At 64.7% G+C, this 16,042-nt stretch carries 12 protein-coding genes; 3 read left to right on the top strand and 9 right to left on the bottom strand.

Translation table 11 applies throughout. The features are described from left to right. The 5 genes from DY468_RS02460 to DY468_RS02480 all read right to left on the bottom strand — a co-directional run. A partial coding sequence (locus tag DY468_RS02460) for a ribonuclease R family protein (RefSeq protein ID WP_164602058.1) occupies positions 1–1,635 on the bottom strand: 1,635 nt, incomplete at its 3' end. A 2-nt stretch (positions 1,636–1,637) separates the two neighbouring features. Continuing rightward, complete coding sequence (gene topA, locus DY468_RS02465) at positions 1,638–4,373, bottom strand: type I DNA topoisomerase (protein WP_164602060.1); 2,736 nt, start codon at positions 4,371–4,373, stop codon at positions 1,638–1,640. 721 nt (positions 4,374–5,094) lie between these two features. After that, complete coding sequence (locus DY468_RS02470) at positions 5,095–6,285, bottom strand: alginate O-acetyltransferase AlgX-related protein (protein WP_164602062.1); 1,191 nt, start codon at positions 6,283–6,285, stop codon at positions 5,095–5,097. A 4-nt stretch (positions 6,286–6,289) separates the two neighbouring features. Next, the gene (locus tag DY468_RS02475) at positions 6,290–7,702 is read right to left on the bottom strand and encodes an MBOAT family O-acyltransferase (RefSeq protein ID WP_164602064.1); all 1,413 of its coding nucleotides are present in this window, start codon (positions 7,700–7,702) and stop codon (positions 6,290–6,292) included. A gap of 96 nt (positions 7,703–7,798) precedes the next feature. Then, on the bottom strand, positions 7,799–8,407 hold the full coding sequence (locus DY468_RS02480) for an FMN-dependent NADH-azoreductase (protein WP_164602066.1): 609 nt from the start codon (positions 8,405–8,407) through the stop codon (positions 7,799–7,801). Between the two features lie 54 nt (positions 8,408–8,461). Here DY468_RS02480 and DY468_RS02485 point away from each other — a divergent pair, with 54 nt between their 5' ends. Then, entirely contained in the window at positions 8,462–8,914 is a 453-nt protein-coding gene (locus DY468_RS02485; protein WP_164602068.1) for a winged helix-turn-helix transcriptional regulator, read from the top strand. A 3-nt stretch (positions 8,915–8,917) separates the two neighbouring features. Here the strand turns inward: DY468_RS02485 and dprA are convergent, their stop codons facing one another. After that, positions 8,918–10,054: a DNA-processing protein DprA gene (dprA, locus tag DY468_RS02490; protein ID WP_164602070.1), complete on the bottom strand. Its 1,137-nt coding sequence runs from the start codon at positions 10,052–10,054 to the stop codon at positions 8,918–8,920. 91 nt (positions 10,055–10,145) lie between these two features. Between dprA and DY468_RS02495 the strand changes: the two genes are divergently transcribed. Continuing rightward, positions 10,146–11,111, top strand: a complete 966-nt coding sequence (locus tag DY468_RS02495; RefSeq protein WP_164602072.1) for a HEPN domain-containing protein — start codon at positions 10,146–10,148, stop codon at positions 11,109–11,111. Here DY468_RS02495 and plsY read toward each other — a convergent pair whose 3' ends face one another. The 3 genes from plsY to DY468_RS02510 all read right to left on the bottom strand — a co-directional run bounded on the left by plsY (position 11,112) and on the right by DY468_RS02510 (position 14,172). Then, positions 11,112–11,723 carry a glycerol-3-phosphate 1-O-acyltransferase PlsY gene (gene plsY / locus DY468_RS02500; RefSeq protein ID WP_164602074.1) on the bottom strand — a complete coding sequence of 204 codons (612 nt, stop codon included), beginning with the start codon at positions 11,721–11,723 and terminating at the stop codon, positions 11,112–11,114. It abuts the gene before it with no gap. Between the two features lie 174 nt (positions 11,724–11,897). After that, positions 11,898–13,199 (bottom strand): dihydroorotase, encoded by a 1,302-nt coding sequence (locus DY468_RS02505; RefSeq protein ID WP_164602076.1) that lies wholly within the window; start codon positions 13,197–13,199, stop codon positions 11,898–11,900. A 19-nt stretch (positions 13,200–13,218) separates the two neighbouring features. Further along, positions 13,219–14,172, bottom strand: a complete 954-nt coding sequence (locus tag DY468_RS02510) for an aspartate carbamoyltransferase catalytic subunit (RefSeq protein WP_164602078.1) — start codon at positions 14,170–14,172, stop codon at positions 13,219–13,221. Positions 14,173–14,364: 192 nt separating this feature from the next. On the opposite strand from DY468_RS02510, the gene ipdC reads away from it, so the two are divergent. Further along, positions 14,365–15,996 carry an indolepyruvate/phenylpyruvate decarboxylase gene (gene ipdC, locus DY468_RS02515; protein WP_164602080.1) on the top strand — a complete coding sequence of 544 codons (1,632 nt, stop codon included), beginning with the start codon at positions 14,365–14,367 and terminating at the stop codon, positions 15,994–15,996. Positions 15,997–16,042 lie beyond the last annotated feature (46 nt).

Here is a 16,042-nt window from a genome sequence, read left to right on the forward strand (position 1 = left end):
CAGCACGACTTCATTGACCAGCGGCTCGGAGTCCTCGCCTTTGACCATCGCCAGGATGCGGTTGAATTGCGCCGGCCGCAGCGCGCCGCCTTTGGCGAATGATAGATCGAGCGTTTTCAGAAAGTCGACGAGGTTGTGGACCTTCTCGACGCTAGGCTCGTCGTGCACCCGGTAGATCAGCGGCAGCGCCTTCTTCTCCAGCATCTCGGCGGCGGCGACGTTGGCGAGGATCATGAACTCTTCGATCAGCCGGTGTGCATCGAGCCGTTCCGGGACGATGACGCGGTCGACGGTGCCGTCCGGCTTTAGAACAATCTTGCGCTCGGGCAGATCGAGGTCGAGCGGATCGCGCTCGTCGCGACCGCGCTTGACCACCGCATAGGCGTCGTACAGCGGCTTCAGGATGGGCTCGAGCAACGGGTCGGTGACATCGTCCGGCTTGCCGTCGATCGCGGCCTGGGCCTGCGCGTAGCTCAGCTTCGCCGCCGAGCGCATCAGGATTCGGTGGAACGAATGCGAGCGCTTGCGTCCCTGCGCGTCGATCACCATGCGGACGGCGAGGGCGCCGCGCGGCTCGCCCGGCTTGAGCGAACACAGGTCGTTGGAGATCCGTTCCGGCAGCATAGGCACGACGCGATCGGGAAAGTACACCGAATTGCCGCGGCGCAGCGCATCGCGATCGAGCGCCGAGCCGGGGCGCACGTAGTAAGCGACGTCGGCGATTGCGACGTGCAGGATCACGCCGCCCTTGTTGTTGGGGGCGGGGTCCGGCTCGGCATGGACCGCGTCGTCGTGGTCCTTGGCGTCGGGCGGATCGATCGTGACCAGCGGCAGCTCGCGCCAGTCTTCGCGGCCTTTGAGCGTTGCCGGCTCCGCAGCCTCGGACTCGCGGATCGCCGCCGAGGAGAAGTCTTGCGGGATATCGTGGGTGTGGATCGCGATCAGGCTGATCGCCTTTTCGCTGGCGAGCGAGCCGAGCCTTTCCTTGACGCGGCCGGAGGCGAGGCCATAGCCGCGGGTGCGGATCAGGTCGACGCTGACGAGATCGCCATCCTGCGCGCCGCCGGCATCGTGCGCCGCGATGTTGAGTTCGCGCCCGGCTTGCTTCTTGTCGACCGGCACCATCCGGCCGCCGCCCTGCGGCAGCGCGCGGAAGATCCCGAGGATACGGGCCTTGCCGCGTTCGAGCACACGGATGACGCGGCCGACATAAGCCGGGCCGGACTCGTGCGGGGCGGCTGCTTCGACATGCAACAGCGCGCGATCACCAATCCCCGCTGCGGTGCCGGGTTTGATCCGGCGCGGCGTGTGGATGCGGATCTTCGGCGCGTCGCCGTCCTGCTCGTCCCATTCGGACGGCGTGGCGATCAGTTCGCCGTCGGTGTCGCGCGAGACGATGTCCGCCAGCAAGGTCGGGGGCAGCGTGGCCGGCTCCGAGACCTTGCGGCGCCCGCTCTTGCGGATGCTTCCGCCGTCGGCAAGCTCGCGCAGCATCCGCTTCAGCTCGGCGCGGTCGGCATTCTTCAGGCCGTATTCGCGCGCGATCTCCCGGGTGCCGACCTTGCCGGGGTGGGCGCGGATGAAGGCGAGGAGGGTGGCCTTGTCCGGAAACTTCGCGTCGCGCGGCTTGCTCACATCTATCCGTTCTTGGCGGCGCTGCTCTTGGCCGCGTCTTTGGGCTTGGCGGCCTTCTTCGCCGCCTTCTTCGCCGCGACCGGCGCGCGCGCCTTGCTGGCGGCGGCGCTTTCGGCCTTCGGCTTGGCCTTCTTGGCGGCGGCCTTCTTCACCGGCTTGGCCTTGCCGTCGGCATCCGCCTTCTTGGCAGCGGCCTTCTTCGCCGGTGCCTTCTTGGCCTTGCCGCCGCCCTTGGCGGCGCGCTCGTCGAGCAGCGTGATCGCTTCGGGCAGGGTGATGGTATCTTCGGTCTTGTCGTTCGGAATCGTGGCGTTGACTCCGCCGGCGGTGACGTAAGCACCGTAGCGGCCCTTCTTCACCGCGACCGCGCCGAGGCTCGGATGGTCGCCCAGCGCCTTGCCGGGATCAGAACCGAAGCGGCCCTTGCTCGGGCCCTTGGCGACCTTCTCGGCAATCAGCGTCACCGCGCGGTTCAGGCCGATGGTGTGGACGTCGTCGCCGGCTTCGAGGCTGGCATAGGTCTTCTCGTGCTGCACATAGGGGCCGAACCGGCCGATGCCGGCCTTGATCGGCTGCCCGGTCTCCGGATGCTTGCCGACTTCGCGCGGCAGCGCCAGCAGCTTGAGCGCCATTTCGAGATCGACATCGGACGGCGAGGTGCCCTTCGGAATGCCGGCCCGCTTCGGCTTTTCGCCTTCGCCGTAATCCTTGGTCTCGCCGAGCTGGATGTAGGGGCCGAACCGGCCGGACTTCACCGCGACCTCGAGGCCGCTGTCGGGATCGGTGCCGAGCACGCGGTCGGCATCGCCGGCGCTGTCGGAGGCGAGCGGCCGGGTGTAGCGGCATTCCGGATAGTTCGAGCAGCCGACGAAGGCGCCGAACTTGCCGGCTTTCAGATTGAGCTTGCCGGTGCCGCAGCTCGGGCATTGCCGCGGATCGCCGCCGTCCTCGCGCGCCGGGTAGATGTGCGGCCCGAGCATCTCGTCGAGCACGTCGAGCACCTGGGCGACGCGCAGATCCTTGATCTCGTCGACCGCGCCGATGAAGTCGCGCCAGAAGTCGCTCAGCACCTGTTTCCAGGACACTTCATTATTGGAGATGCGGTCGAGGTCTTCTTCGAGCCCGGCGGTGAAGTCGTATTCGACGTAGCGGGTGAAGAAGCTCTCCAGGAACGCGACCACGACGCGGCCTTTGTCCTCGCCATGCAGCCGCTTCTTCTCCAGCCGGACGTAGCCGCGATCCTTCAGCACCTGCAGAATGGAGGCGTAGGTCGAGGGCCGGCCGATGCCGAGCTCTTCCATCCGCTTCACCAGCGAGGCTTCAGAAAACCGTGGCGGCGGCTCGGTGAAATGCTGGGTGACGGCAAGCGCCTCGCGCTTCAGCGTCTCGTTCTCGCTCATCGCGGGGAGTCGGCGGGAATCCTCGTCCTCGGAATCGTCGTCGCGGCCTTCCTGATAGGCGGCGAGGAAGCCGTCGAACTTCACTACCTGACCGGTGGCGCGCAGCTCCAGCAAGCGCGACCCAGCTTTCGCCTCGATGTCGACGGTGGTGCGCTCCAGCTCGGCGGATTCCATCTGGCTGGCGACGGTGCGGATCCAGATCAGCTCGTACAGCCGGGCCTGGTCGGAATCGAGGTTGCGGCTGACGTCGGACGGCCGGCGCGACAGGTCGGTCGGGCGGATCGCTTCGTGGGCTTCCTGCGCGTTCTTGGCTTTCGCCGTGTACTGACGCGGTGCCTCCGGCACATAGGCGTTGCCGAAGTCCTCGGCGATCACCTTGCGCGCCTGGGTGATGGCGGACGGGTCGATCTGCACGCCGTCGGTACGCATATAAGTGATGAGACCGACGGTCTCGCCGCCGATATCGACGCCTTCGTACAGCCGCTGCGCCACCCGCATGGTATGGGCCGGCGCGAAGCCGAGCTTGCGGCTGGCTTCCTGCTGCAGCGTCGAGGTGGTGAAGGGAGCGTAGGGATTGCGGCGCGCCGGCTTGGCTTCGACGGTAGAGACGCGGAAATTCGCTGCCTCGATCGCCTTTTTGAAATCCTCGGCCTCGGCGCCGTTGCCAATGTCGAGCCGCTGGATCTTCTTGCCGTCGGCGCCGACCAGCCGCGCCTCGAAGGTATCGCCGCGCGGCGTCGCCAGAGTGGCGATCAGCGACCAGTATTCTCGGGGGACGAACTTCTCGATTTCGGTTTCGCGGTCGCACACCAGACGCAGCGCCACCGACTGCACGCGGCCGGCGGACCGGGCGCCGGGCAGCTTGCGCCACAGCACCGGGGAGAGGGTGAAGCCGACCAGATAGTCGAGCGCCCGGCGCGCCATATAGGCGTCGACCAGCGCACCATCGATCTGACGCGGGTGCTTCATCGCGTCGGTGACCGACTGCTTGGTGATGGCGTTGAACACCACGCGCTCGACCTGTTGGTCCTTCAGCGCACGCTTTTGCTTCATCACCTCCAGGACATGCCAGGAGATCGCCTCGCCCTCACGATCAGGGTCGGTTGCGAGGATCAGTTTGTCTGCACCTTTCAGAGCCTTGGCGATGTCATTGAGCCGGCTCGCGGCTTTCGGGTCGACCTCCCAGATCATCTGAAAGTCGGCGTCCGGGTCGACCGATCCGTTCTTCGCCGGCAAGTCGCGCACATGCCCGAACGAGGCCAGAACCTCGTAGGACGAGCCGAGATATTTGTTGATCGTCTTGGCCTTCGCCGGCGACTCGACAATGACGAGGTTCATCGCATTCCAGGCGTCAGAATGAAGAGAAAAAGGCCGGTCTGCGAGACTCGCGCCGGCCAGATTGCCCGGAACATGGGTGGTGACGGGTGCGCTGTCAAATGGCCGCTCGGGGAACCGGCGCGAAATCAACTCCACTCACGCATGAAATTCACCAAACATAAACCTAGAGGTGTACAACTTATACGTGTATACCATCTCAATTGCTCCTAATTGGAGTGTTCGATTCTGTACAGGAATGGTGCCCGATGACGTCGCCGTCCGAGAGCCACCGAAACTCGCGTTCTGCCCGGCCACGAGATGGCGGGCCCGTTGAAGCAGCCCAATACCTGTCCGAAGCGACCGGGCAGCTCATTCAGGTTGCCCAGGCGCATCGCCTCGACATGGTTTGCTATTTGCTCGACATGGCGCGGATGGAGGCAAGGGAGGTCGTCCGTCGGAGGCGCAATTCCAGCGGAGATTGAACAAGTTCCGAGATCCCATTCATGACGAAGGATTCTTTCGCGGCTCCTCGAATTTTGGTTGAGCTTTGAACGGCATCAAGCCTGGAAATGTCCTTCATCGGCAACCGCTGTCACGAGGCGTTCGCAGTTAACCTCTAATTAACCGAACCAGTCCACGATTCGAACGTCGGGGCGGGCCGGATGTACGTCCGCTCCTGGACAATGGCTCGGAGCTCACCGCTTCGGGCCGTTGGCTTTTTGGGGAAGGTGTTTGCCTCAGCTCAGCGTTGCATCAGGATGCTGTGCAGCGCGCGAACGTGGGCGGACTTGCCCAGGAACGACTCATTCTCTTCCAGGATCAGAATTTGGACGTCGCGCAGCCGGGCGAGCTGGGCTGGACCGAGGTCGCGATCGAGCGTTCGGAACGGGACACCGCCCTCACGCTCGAGCTTGAGATAGAAGTAGGAGTCGAGCCGGGCCATGCAGGCGTCGCGGATCAGGATCTCGGCAGTCATTCGAATGAACGACCCGCCGACGATGGCTGCGTTCGCGTCGCGGCCGGAGAACGTGTTGCAGTCGATCCCTGAGCGGTACTGTACGTGGGGCGTCCGGATCGGGGGCGGATCGAGCAACTGGTTCTGGAAGCCGATCAGATCGATGTCGCGTTCGGTGGCCTGGTCGTCGATCGTGATCGAATAGGTCAGCGGCGCTGCGACGGTGCGGCCGGCCACCTCGTTCAGCCGATTCAGGATCGCAACGCTGGCGATCGCAAGCCCAAGATCATTCCAATGCGCGCCGTTGCGCGGAAACAGAGGCATGGCCTGGGCACGCCGCTGCGCATAGATCAGCGCGGCGGCGTCGAAGACCTCGACGCCCGCCTGCCGAAGCAGGTCGACGTAACGCGGCCGCAGCTCGTTGCGGGCCGCTTCCGTGCTCGGGCAGGGGCGGGTGCCGGTGAACGCTTCCGGCATGTAGCCGAGCTTCGACGGGGTGACGACGAACAGGAAGACGCCGCCACGCGAGCGGTAGAAATCCTGAATGTCCTTCAGCAGCGGGATCCTGTCGTGGGCGCGTTCGTCGGCCATGCCGACGGTCCGCTGGCAGTAGTCGTCGAGATAGAAGGTCTCGAGCAACTGCCGATCGGTGCCGCGGACCAGCCCCTGTGCGGTCAGTTCGTCGAACAGAGAGGCGCGAAGCTGGTTGTAGCTGCGGATCAACAGTGGCCGCAGCGGATTGGCCTCGGTCACCCGCAGCGCCAGCGCCTTCTGCAATGTGGCGTCGCTGACCGCCTTCCACGACCAGTCGAGCGGGTCTTTGGCGGTGACGCCGCCGAGCCTCTTGCCGATGATCGCAAGCAAGCGCGGATTCATCGGTGCGGCGATCAGATTCCACGCCGTCACGACCGGCAGCGCGAGCAGCACGGTGAAGATCAGTGCCCAGACGGTTCGTGTGATGTGCTTGTTGATCGCCATCGCTTCAGAACCGGAAATAGATGAACGGCTTGAACGGCAGCGCGAGGGCCCGTGCGATCCCCACCACAGCCAGCGTGATGATCGCGGCCTGCGCCAGCCAGCGCACGGCCCATAGCGAATAATAGGCGGCCTGCAGATGGCGATAGCCGGGCAGGCCCGGTGTGAACGATACGATCAGCCCGGCCGCCGCCGCCCACGGCACCTCGGGCGCCAGCACGATCGGCGCCGCCTGATGGTAGGCGCCGGCGAGCGCCGCGAAGAACGGGCCGAGATGTGACAGCGAGGGGGAGCGGAAGATCGACCAGCCGATCATCACCAGCAGGAAGGTTGTCAGCGTCGCCAGCACCGGGCCGATCCGCTGCAGCGCACGGCTCAGGAAGATGCGATCGAGCGTCAGAAACAACCCGTTCCAGGCACCCCAGAGCACGAAATTCCAGCTCGCGCCGTGCCACAGCCCCGACAACAGAAAGCAGATCCACAGATTGACGTAGGTCCGCAGCGCGCCATGGCGATTGCCGCCGAGCGGCACGTAGAGATAGTCGCGGATCCAGGTGGTCAACGAGATGTGCCAGCGCCGCCAGAATTCGGTGATCGATCGGGCGATATAGGGGGCTTTGAAATTTTCGCGCAGCGACAGGCCGAACATCCGCGATAGCCCGATCGCCATGTCCGAATAGCCGGCGAAATCGAAGAAGATCTGCAGCGTGAAGGCGAGCAGGCCGAGCCAGGCCATTGGCGCCGACAGCATTGTCGGATCGGCGCCGAAGATCTGATCGGCGCAGCCGCCCATCGGGTCGGCGATCAGCTGTTTCTTGGCCAGCCCCATACAGAACCGCACCAGCCCGTCGCGGGCATCGCGCCAGCGCGGCGACGGCGGCGCGGCGATCTGCGCGGCCATCTCGTGATATTTCAGGATCGGGCCGGCGAGCAGCTTGGGGAAATACAGCACGAACAGGCAGTAGTCGGCGAAACGCCGCGCCGGCGGCGACACGCCGCGATAAGTATCCACCAAATAGGTGATCTTCTCGAATACCACGAAAGAGACGCCGATCGGCAGCGCGATACCGAGCAACTGAATCCGCCAGCCGAATGCCGGCTGAAGCAGAGCGTCGAAATTGGCGATCAGAAAGTCGGTGTATTTGTAGAACACCAGGACGGCGAGATTGCAGGCGACTCCGAGCGTCAGCAGCAGCCGGCGTTCGTGCTCGGAGTCCGAGCGATGCAGCCGCGCGGTCAGCGCGTAGTCGATCAGTGCCGACACCAGCAGCACCGGGACGAACAGCGGCTCGCCCCAGCTGTAAAACAGCAGGCTGGCGACCAGCAGGACCCATTTGCGTGCGATCTTGTTGGTCACCGCCAGATACAGCGCGTAGACCGCCGGAAAGACCGTCAGAAAAAGCGGTTCGTAGAACAGCATCGGCGGTGGGCGCTCGGGGGGACAGGGCGGCGTGCCAGATGGCAAACCGCCCGATGTCTCGTCAAGCCCCGCGCCCGGCGCCCGGGCCGGCTGTCGTCAGGCGGCCTGCAGGCCGGCGGCGGCCGACAGCGCCGCCTCCAGCGCCTTCTCGCGATGTTCCGGCCCCACCTGGATGCCGTCAGCCGAGATGATCTCCGGATCGGTGACGCCGATGAAGCCGAACACGAACCGCAGATAGCTTTCCAGATGTTCGCCGGCCGCCATCGGCGTGTCTGCGCCGTAGAACCCGCCGCGTGACACTGCGACGATCACGCGTTTGCCGCCCGCCAGACCTTGAACGCCGCCCGGCCCATAGCTGAACGTCTTGCCTCGGACGAGGATGCGATCGATCCAGGCCTTGAGCTGGCTCGGGACAGTGAAGTTGTACATCGGTGCGCCGATCAGCACGATGTCGGCGGCAAGAAATTCTTCCAGTACGTTTTGCCCGGCGGCGAGGTCGGGCTGCAGCGACGGCTCCGGCGCGGCGCCATGGGCCGCGGCGACATGCAAGCCGGATAGGTGATGCAGTGGCTCGGCCGTGACATCGCGGTAGGTGACGGCCAGGCCCGGCTGCGCCTGGCGGAGCCGGTCGACTATGGCAGCGGTGACCTGCCGGCTGACGGAGTTGGAGCCCAGTACGCTGGAGTCGATGTGAAGCAGTTTCATTGGCGTCATCCTTGGTATAGATTTGTAACTGACGCACTATGAGTGACTGCCCAAATGGCACAAGAAGGCACTATTTTGAAACCCGCGCACACCGATTTGCCTGCGCACAGCGATGTGCCCGGGCACAGCGATGTGCCTGCGCCACACGGGGGCAGTGCCCATACAGACTGCCGCGGCGTCAATTCGGTGCTGTCGCGGGTCGGTGACAAATGGACCGTGCTGGTGATCATGCTGCTGCGCGAGCGGCCGCGCCGCTTCAATGAGCTGAAGCGGATGGTCGGCGGGATTTCGCAGCGGATGTTGACCTTGACGCTGCGCGGGCTCGAACGCGACGGTCTGGTCACCCGGACCGTGTTTCCGACCGTGCCGCCGCGGGTCGACTACGAACTGACGCCGCTCGGCCACGGCCTCAGCCATCCGATACAGGCGCTCGGCACCTGGGCGCTCGCGCATTTGCCGGAGATCGAGACGGCGAGGCAGGCGTTCGATGAGCGTGAGACCCGCTGACGTTCAGCTCAGTGACACCAGCCCGCCGCCGTGTCGTTCCAGCCGGCCGGCGAGTTCGAGTTCGAGCAGGACGGTGCGTACCACGGCTGGCGAGATGCCGCTCAATCGGATCAGGTCGTCGATCCCGACCGGGCTCGGGCCGAGCAGCGACAGGATGCGGGTACGGTCGCCGGCGTCGGGCTCGCCGGTGGGAGGAGCGTGCTCCGGCTCGCGGCCAGGCGTCTCCAGCGGCCGCTCCAGGATTGATGCGACTGCCGCGACGATGTCGGCGGCCGAGGTGATCAGCGTTGCGCCTTGCTTGATCAGGTCGTTGGTGCCGGCGGCGCGCGGATCGAGCGGCGAGCCCGGCACGGCGAACACCTCGCGGCCTTGATCTGCGGCGCGGCGGGCGGTGATCAGCGAGCCCGAGCGATAGGCCGCCTCGATCACCGCGACCCCGACCGAGGCGCCCGAGATCAGCCGGTTGCGGCGGGGAAAGTCCTTGCCACGTGGGACATGGCCGAGCGGCATCTCGGAGATCGCCGCGCAGCGTGCCTGGATGATGTCCAGCAGCAGATCCTCATGCTCGGCCGGATAGATCTTGTCGTGGCCGCCGGCCAGCACCGCGACAGTGCCGCTGGCCAGGCTCGCCCGATGCGCCGCCTGGTCGATGCCGCGGGCAAGGCCGGAGATCACCACGAAACCAGCGGCGCCGAGATCGGCGGCGAGCTGGCCGGCGAATTTCAGCCCGGCGCCGGACGCGTTGCGCGAGCCGACGATCGCGATCATCGGCCGTGCCATCACGGCGAGCGCATCGGGCAGGGCGTGGACGCCGAGCAGCGGCGGGGCATCATCGATCGTCGCCAGCCGCGGCGGGTAGCCGGTCTCGCCCGGTGCCACCAGCTCGACGCCGATCCGGCGGCCGCCCTCGATCTCACGCCGCGCTTCGTCTTCGGATGGGATACGACCGGCCCGCGCCGCGCCGCCCCGCCGCGCCAGCTCCGGCAACCGCTCCAGCGCCACACGCGCCGAGCCGAAATGATTGATCAGCGACCGAAAGGTGCGAGGGCCGACATTCTCGGCGCGGATCAGCCGCAGCCAGTCGATCCGCTGCGCCTCAGTGAGAACGGTTGTCCCCGAACTGGTAATCGGCTCGCCCACGCACACCCCCAGAGGAGTGTCGCGCAACTTATAAGAGAGTACAAGAAGGCGCTAAACTGAAACAATATTGATGCTCGCAGAGGAACGCGACGTGGAAATGAAAGAGCTCTCTCTTCGAGATATCGCCCACTCGTTTGCACAACGGAATGCAAACTACAGTCAATTTCACGGCAAGCTGTACAGTTTTGTTCCCCCTGAGCCTGACAAGGCTCTGACGTTCATGAACGAAATCAGCCTCACGGCCGATGCTTTTCCCGGGAACGTGCCGGCGACGATGATCGTTGGAAAACTGGCTTCGTTAGTTCCATATCGCGCGAACCCGATATTGGTCCAAGAGGAGGGGCAGCTCAAACTACAGTTTCAGATTGAAAATCTACGCCTCCCGGACTGCGACTATCTGGCGATCGTCGCGCCCGTAAGCCGAAATGATGGAGAAACTAACTACTTCAGCAGCTTCCAGGCGATCAGTTTCCTGCGAAGTCTAATCGCTTTGTCCCTAGGCAAACTGCCATTCTATGCTTGGATTGCTGATTTTGATTTTGACATTGAAGGTGTTGTCTCGCTCACCAGTGAAGCGGTGCGCGTGCCGTTGTACGGCGATTTCTTCAAGATTTTTGATGCTTCTCTCGTTAACGAAATTCTAGGGAGGCTCGTTCGTCAACAGCTCCCTTATCGAATACGATTTCAGCGTGCGTGTGATTTTTTCGATATGGCGCTCAGCCAAAGAAATGAGGCTTTCCGCTTTTCGAGCTACTGGATAGCGTTGGAAATCATCGTTGGGGGTAAGAATGATGCCATAAGGACTAGCCTTTCAAAGGCTTATGGCAATTCAAACAAGAAATTTGCTGACGACTATTTGCTGTTCGGCGAAATTTCAGGCATGCGCAATAGCCTCATTCACCATGGTGAATTCGGAGTATTGAAGTCTTACCAAGAGCGACTTCTTCAACTGTATTTCTGGGATATCGTCCGCCATCAAGTCGGTCTCAATTGTCGCCAACTTGCGAGAGAGCTAGTCCTAAGCGGTCTGGTCGATCAAGAGAAGCAACATAAGTAACTACTTCTTCTCGCCGATCTTACCCTCGGTGCCGGCCTGCAGCCGCTTGATGTTTTCGCGGTGCATCCAGAACAGCAGCAGGGTCAGCACGGCAAACAGCGAGGCGAGGGTGTCGTGGCCGAACCACCACAGGAAGATCGGGGTGACGAAGCTTGCGACCAGCGCCGACAATGACGAGTAGCGCGAGGTGAAGGCGGTGGCGAGCCACATCAGGCAGAACACCACCGCAGCCGGCCAGAACAGTCCGATCAGCACGCCGATATAGACGGCAACGCCCTTGCCGCCTTTGAACTTCAGCCACACCGGAAACAGATGGCCGAGGAAGGCGCCGAGCGCCGCCAGCATCGCGGCGTTAGCGGCGATCGCGTCGGTGCCGGAGGCGAGATAGGCGGCCAGGATGACAGCGGCGGTGCCCTTCAGCGCATCGAGCAGCAGGGTCGCCGCGGCGAGGCCTTTGCGGCCGGTTCGCAGCACGTTAGTGGCGCCGATATTGCCGGAGCCGATCGAGCGCAGATCCTGGGTACCGGCGATCTTGGTGAGGATCAGGCCGAACGGGATCGAGCCGAACAGATAACCGATCACCAGCGCGGCGATGTAGATCCCGATCATCACAACTCTCCAAACACTCTAGCGCGGCAATGACGTCAGTCTCTCCCCGTCATTGCGAGGAGCGAAGCGAGAAGCAATCTAATTCCGTACTCTGCATTTCTGGATTGCTTCGCTGCGCTCGCAATGACGGATCGAAAGGCCTTGTTCAAGCGGCGCCCTCGACCAAGCCTTCAAATCTCACACATGCTCGTAGACGGTGCGTCCGCCGACGATGGTGCGGATCACCCGGCCGGAGAACCGCGCTTCGTCGAACGGCGTATTCTTGCACTTCGATTTCAGTTCGTCGGGATCGACCAGCCATGGCACGTCGGGATCGATCACGATCAGGTCGGCGGGGCTGCCTGCGCGCAGCGTGCCGCCGGGCAGGCCGAGCAGTTCGGCCGGACGGGTCGACATCGCGCGGATCAGGCTCAGCAAATCGAGTTCGCCAGCGTGCACCAGCCGCAGCCCGGCCGGCAGCATCGTCTCGAGTCCGATCGCGCCGGCCGCGGCCTCGGCGAACGGCAGTCGCTTGACCTCGACGTCCTGCGGATTGTGGTCCGACATCACCACGTCGATCAGCCCGGAGGCGAGCGCCGCGATCAATGCCTTGCGGTCGTCCTCGGTGCGCAGCGGCGGCGCCAGCTTGAGGAAGGTGCGATACGGCCCGATGTCGTTCTCGTTCAGCGCGACGTGGTTGATCGACACCGATGCCGACACCGGAAGGCCGAGGTCGCGGGCGCGCTTCATGATCTCCAGCGACTCGATGCAGGTCAGCGACGCGGCGTGATAGCGACCACGGGTCAGCATCACCAGGCGGATGTCGCGCTCCAGCATCACCGTCTCGGCGGCATTCGGAATCCCGGCGAGGCCGAGCCGGGTGGCGAACTCGCCTTCGTTCATCACGCCTTCGCCGACGAGGTCCGGATCCTCGGTGTGATGCACGATCAGCGCATCGAAATCGCGCGCGTAGGTCAGCGCGCGGCGCATCACCTGCGCGTTGGTGATGCTGAGGTCGCCGTCGCTGAATGCCACCGCACCGGCGGCCTTCAACAGGCCTATCTCGGTCATTTCGGCGCCGGCGAGGCCCTTGGTGATCGCGGCCATCGGGTGGATGTTGACGATCGCAGTGTCGCGGGCGCGGCGCATCACGAAGTCGACCGTCGCCGAATTGTCGATCACCGGGCTGGTGTTGGGCTGGCAGACGATGGTGGTGATGCCGCCGGCGGCCGCGGCCTGGCTGGCGGACGCGAAGGTCTCGCGGTGGCTGGCACCGGGCTCGCCGACGAAGGCGCGCATGTCGACCAGACCGGGCGCGACCACCATGCCGGCGCAATTGACGATGTCGGTGCCTTCAGGGACGCCGGCAGCGCCGATGCCGCGGCGGGCATCACGGATGACGCCGTCGGCGATCAGCACGTCACCGATGCCGTCGAAGTCGCGTGAGGGGTCGATCAGGCGGGCGTTGGCGAGCAGGATCGGGCGGCGGTCGGTCAGCATGTTGTTTCCCGTTCCGGCATCAGGCATTCGGCAGGTTGCGGGCGAGCGCTTCGAGCACCGCCATGCGCACTGCCACGCCCATTTCGACTTGTTCGCGGATCACCGACTGGGCGCCGTCGGCGACGATCGAATCGATCTCGACGCCGCGGTTCATCGGACCCGGATGCATCACAAGCGCGTCCGGCTTGGCGTAGGACAGCTTCTTCTGGTCGAGCCCGAAATAGTTGAAGTACTCGGCCGAGGAGGGCACGAACGAGCCGTTCATGCGCTCGCGCTGCAGCCGCAGCATCATCACGATGTCGGCGCCGTCGAGCCCTTCGCGCATGTCGCGCGCCACTTCGACGCCGAGCCGCTCGATTCCGGCCGGCAGCAGCGTGGAGGGGGCGACGATACGGACGCGGGCGCCCATCGTGTTCAGCAGCAGGATGTTGGAGCGGGCGACGCGCGAATGCATCACGTCACCGCAGATCGCCACCACCAGGCCTTCGAGCCGGCCCTTGTTGCGGCGGATCGTGAGCGCGTCGAGCAGCGCCTGTGTCGGATGCTCGTGCGCGCCGTCGCCGGCGTTGATCACCGAGCCGTCGACCTTGCGCGCCAGCAGTTCCACCGCGCCGGAGGCGTGATGGCGGACCACCAGGATGTCCGGGTGCATCGCATTCAGCGTCACCGCGGTGTCCATCAGCGTCTCGCCCTTGCGCATCGAGGACGAGGACACGCTCATGTTCATCACGTCGGCGCCGAGCCGCTTGCCGGCGATCTCGAACGACGACTGCGTCCTGGTGGACGCTTCGAAGAACAGATTGACCTGGGTGCGGCCGCGCAAAGAGGTGCGCTTCTTGTCGACCTGCCGGTTGAGCTCGACATACTCCTCGGAGAGGTCGAGCAGGCCGGTGATGTCGGCGGCGGAAAGCCCTTCGATTCCCAGCAGATGCCGGTGACCGAGGACGAAAGTCGATTTTGGGGCGGGGGTCATTAAAGCAAGAGCTATAGGGAGTGTTGGATAGCCGGGCAAGCGCCAACGGGACGCGGCGCGGAATAATCCCCCGGCGTTGTGGAACAGCCGGCATTTCGGCCGTCCAGCGTTTCCAACGGGCATCCGGTTGGTCGAAAGTCGGAAGCTCTGGTAAAGCGGTCCGGCGCTTTTCGTGCCCAGTCAGGAACCGCCATGCCGACGCTTGCGACCGCGCTGCTCGACGCCCTCAAGGATCACGGTGCCCGGGAGATCTTCGGCATCCCCGGCGATTTCGTGCTGCCGTTCTTCAAGGTGATCGAGGAAAGCGGAGGCTTGCCGTATTTCACCATGAGCCACGAGCCGGCGGTCGGGTTCGCAGCCGATGCGGCGTCGCGCTATCGCGGCAGCATCGGCGTCGCGGTGGTGACCTACGGGGCCGGCGCGTTCAACCTCGTCAACTCGATCGCTGGCGCCTATGCCGAGCGCTCGCCGGTGGTGGTGATCGCCGGTGCGCCCGGCGCGCGCGAGCGCACCAGCGGCTATCTGCTGCATCATCAGGTCCGCACCGTCGATTCCCAGCTTGCGGTATTCAAGGAAGTCACCTGCGATCAGGCCGTGCTGAGCGATCCCGTGACAGCGCCGGCCGAGATCGCGCGGGTGCTTCGGAGCGCACTCGAATTTTCGCTGCCGGTGTACATCGAATTTCCGCGCGACATGGTCGACGCCAAGGTCGACCCGGTGCCGAAGCTGCCGCGGCGGGAGGCCGACGCTGGCGCGCTGGAGGAGTGCGCCGAAGAAATCCTGGATCGCATCGCCAGGGCGAAGTCACCGGTGATGGTGGTCGACGTCGAGATCCGCCGCTACGGCGTCGAGCAGCAGGTCGCCGCGCTGGCCCGCAAGCTCGGCCTGCCGGTGGTGACGACGTTCATGGGCCGCGGCCTGCTCGAGGGCGCCGATGACGTGGTGGCCGGCACCTATCTCGGCGCTGCCGGCGATCCGGACCTGTCGGCACTGGTCGAGAGCGCCGACCTGGTGCTGATGTTCGGTGTCATCCTGTCCGACACCAATTTCGCGCTGTCCTCCAACATGACCGATCCGCGCCGCACCGTGCTGGCAACCGGACGCGAGGTGCAGATCGGTCATCATGTTTATCGCGATCTGCCGCTGGCCGATCTGATCGCCGGCCTCGACGCCCACGCCGCGCAGCATCCACCGCGACCGCGCAATGTCGGGAAGGGGATGGCCTATCCGCGTGGGTTGACCCTCGACGCATCGCCGATCGCGCCGTCGGATATCGCCACCGCGATCAACGATCTGTTCGACCGGTATGGCAAGATGCCGATGACCGCCGACATCGGCGATTGCCTGTTCACCGCGATGGAGATCGACAATACCGCGTTGGCGGCACCAGGATACTATGCCGGCATGGGGTTCGGCGTGCCGGCCGGTATCGGTGTTGCTGCGACCGGCCTACGACCGCTGGTGCTGGTCGGCGACGGCGCGTTCCAGATGACCGGCTGGGAGCTCGGCAACTGCAAGCGCTACGGGCTCGATCCGATCGTGGTGCTGTTCAACAATTGCAGCTGGGAAATGCTCCGGGTGTTCCAGCCGGAATCGAAGTTCAACGATCTCGACGACTGGCATTTCGCCGACATCGCCAAGTCGATCGGCGGGGTCGGCGAGCGCGTGACGACGCGCGCCGAACTCGCCGCGGCGCTCGCCCGCGCAGTCGAGCGGCGCGGGGTGTTCTCGCTGATCGAAGTGATGCTGCCACGCGGCGCCACCTCGCACACGCTGGCCCGTTTCGTCACCGGCTTCAAGGCGGCGCGCGAACGGATGAAGTGAGGGCGCGGCGATCCGCCGTGTCCTCGGGGCGGTTTTCTGCGTAACA

It is taken from the genome of Rhodopseudomonas sp. BR0M22 (assembly GCF_010907035.1).
Lineage (GTDB): Bacteria > Pseudomonadota > Alphaproteobacteria > Rhizobiales > Xanthobacteraceae > Rhodopseudomonas.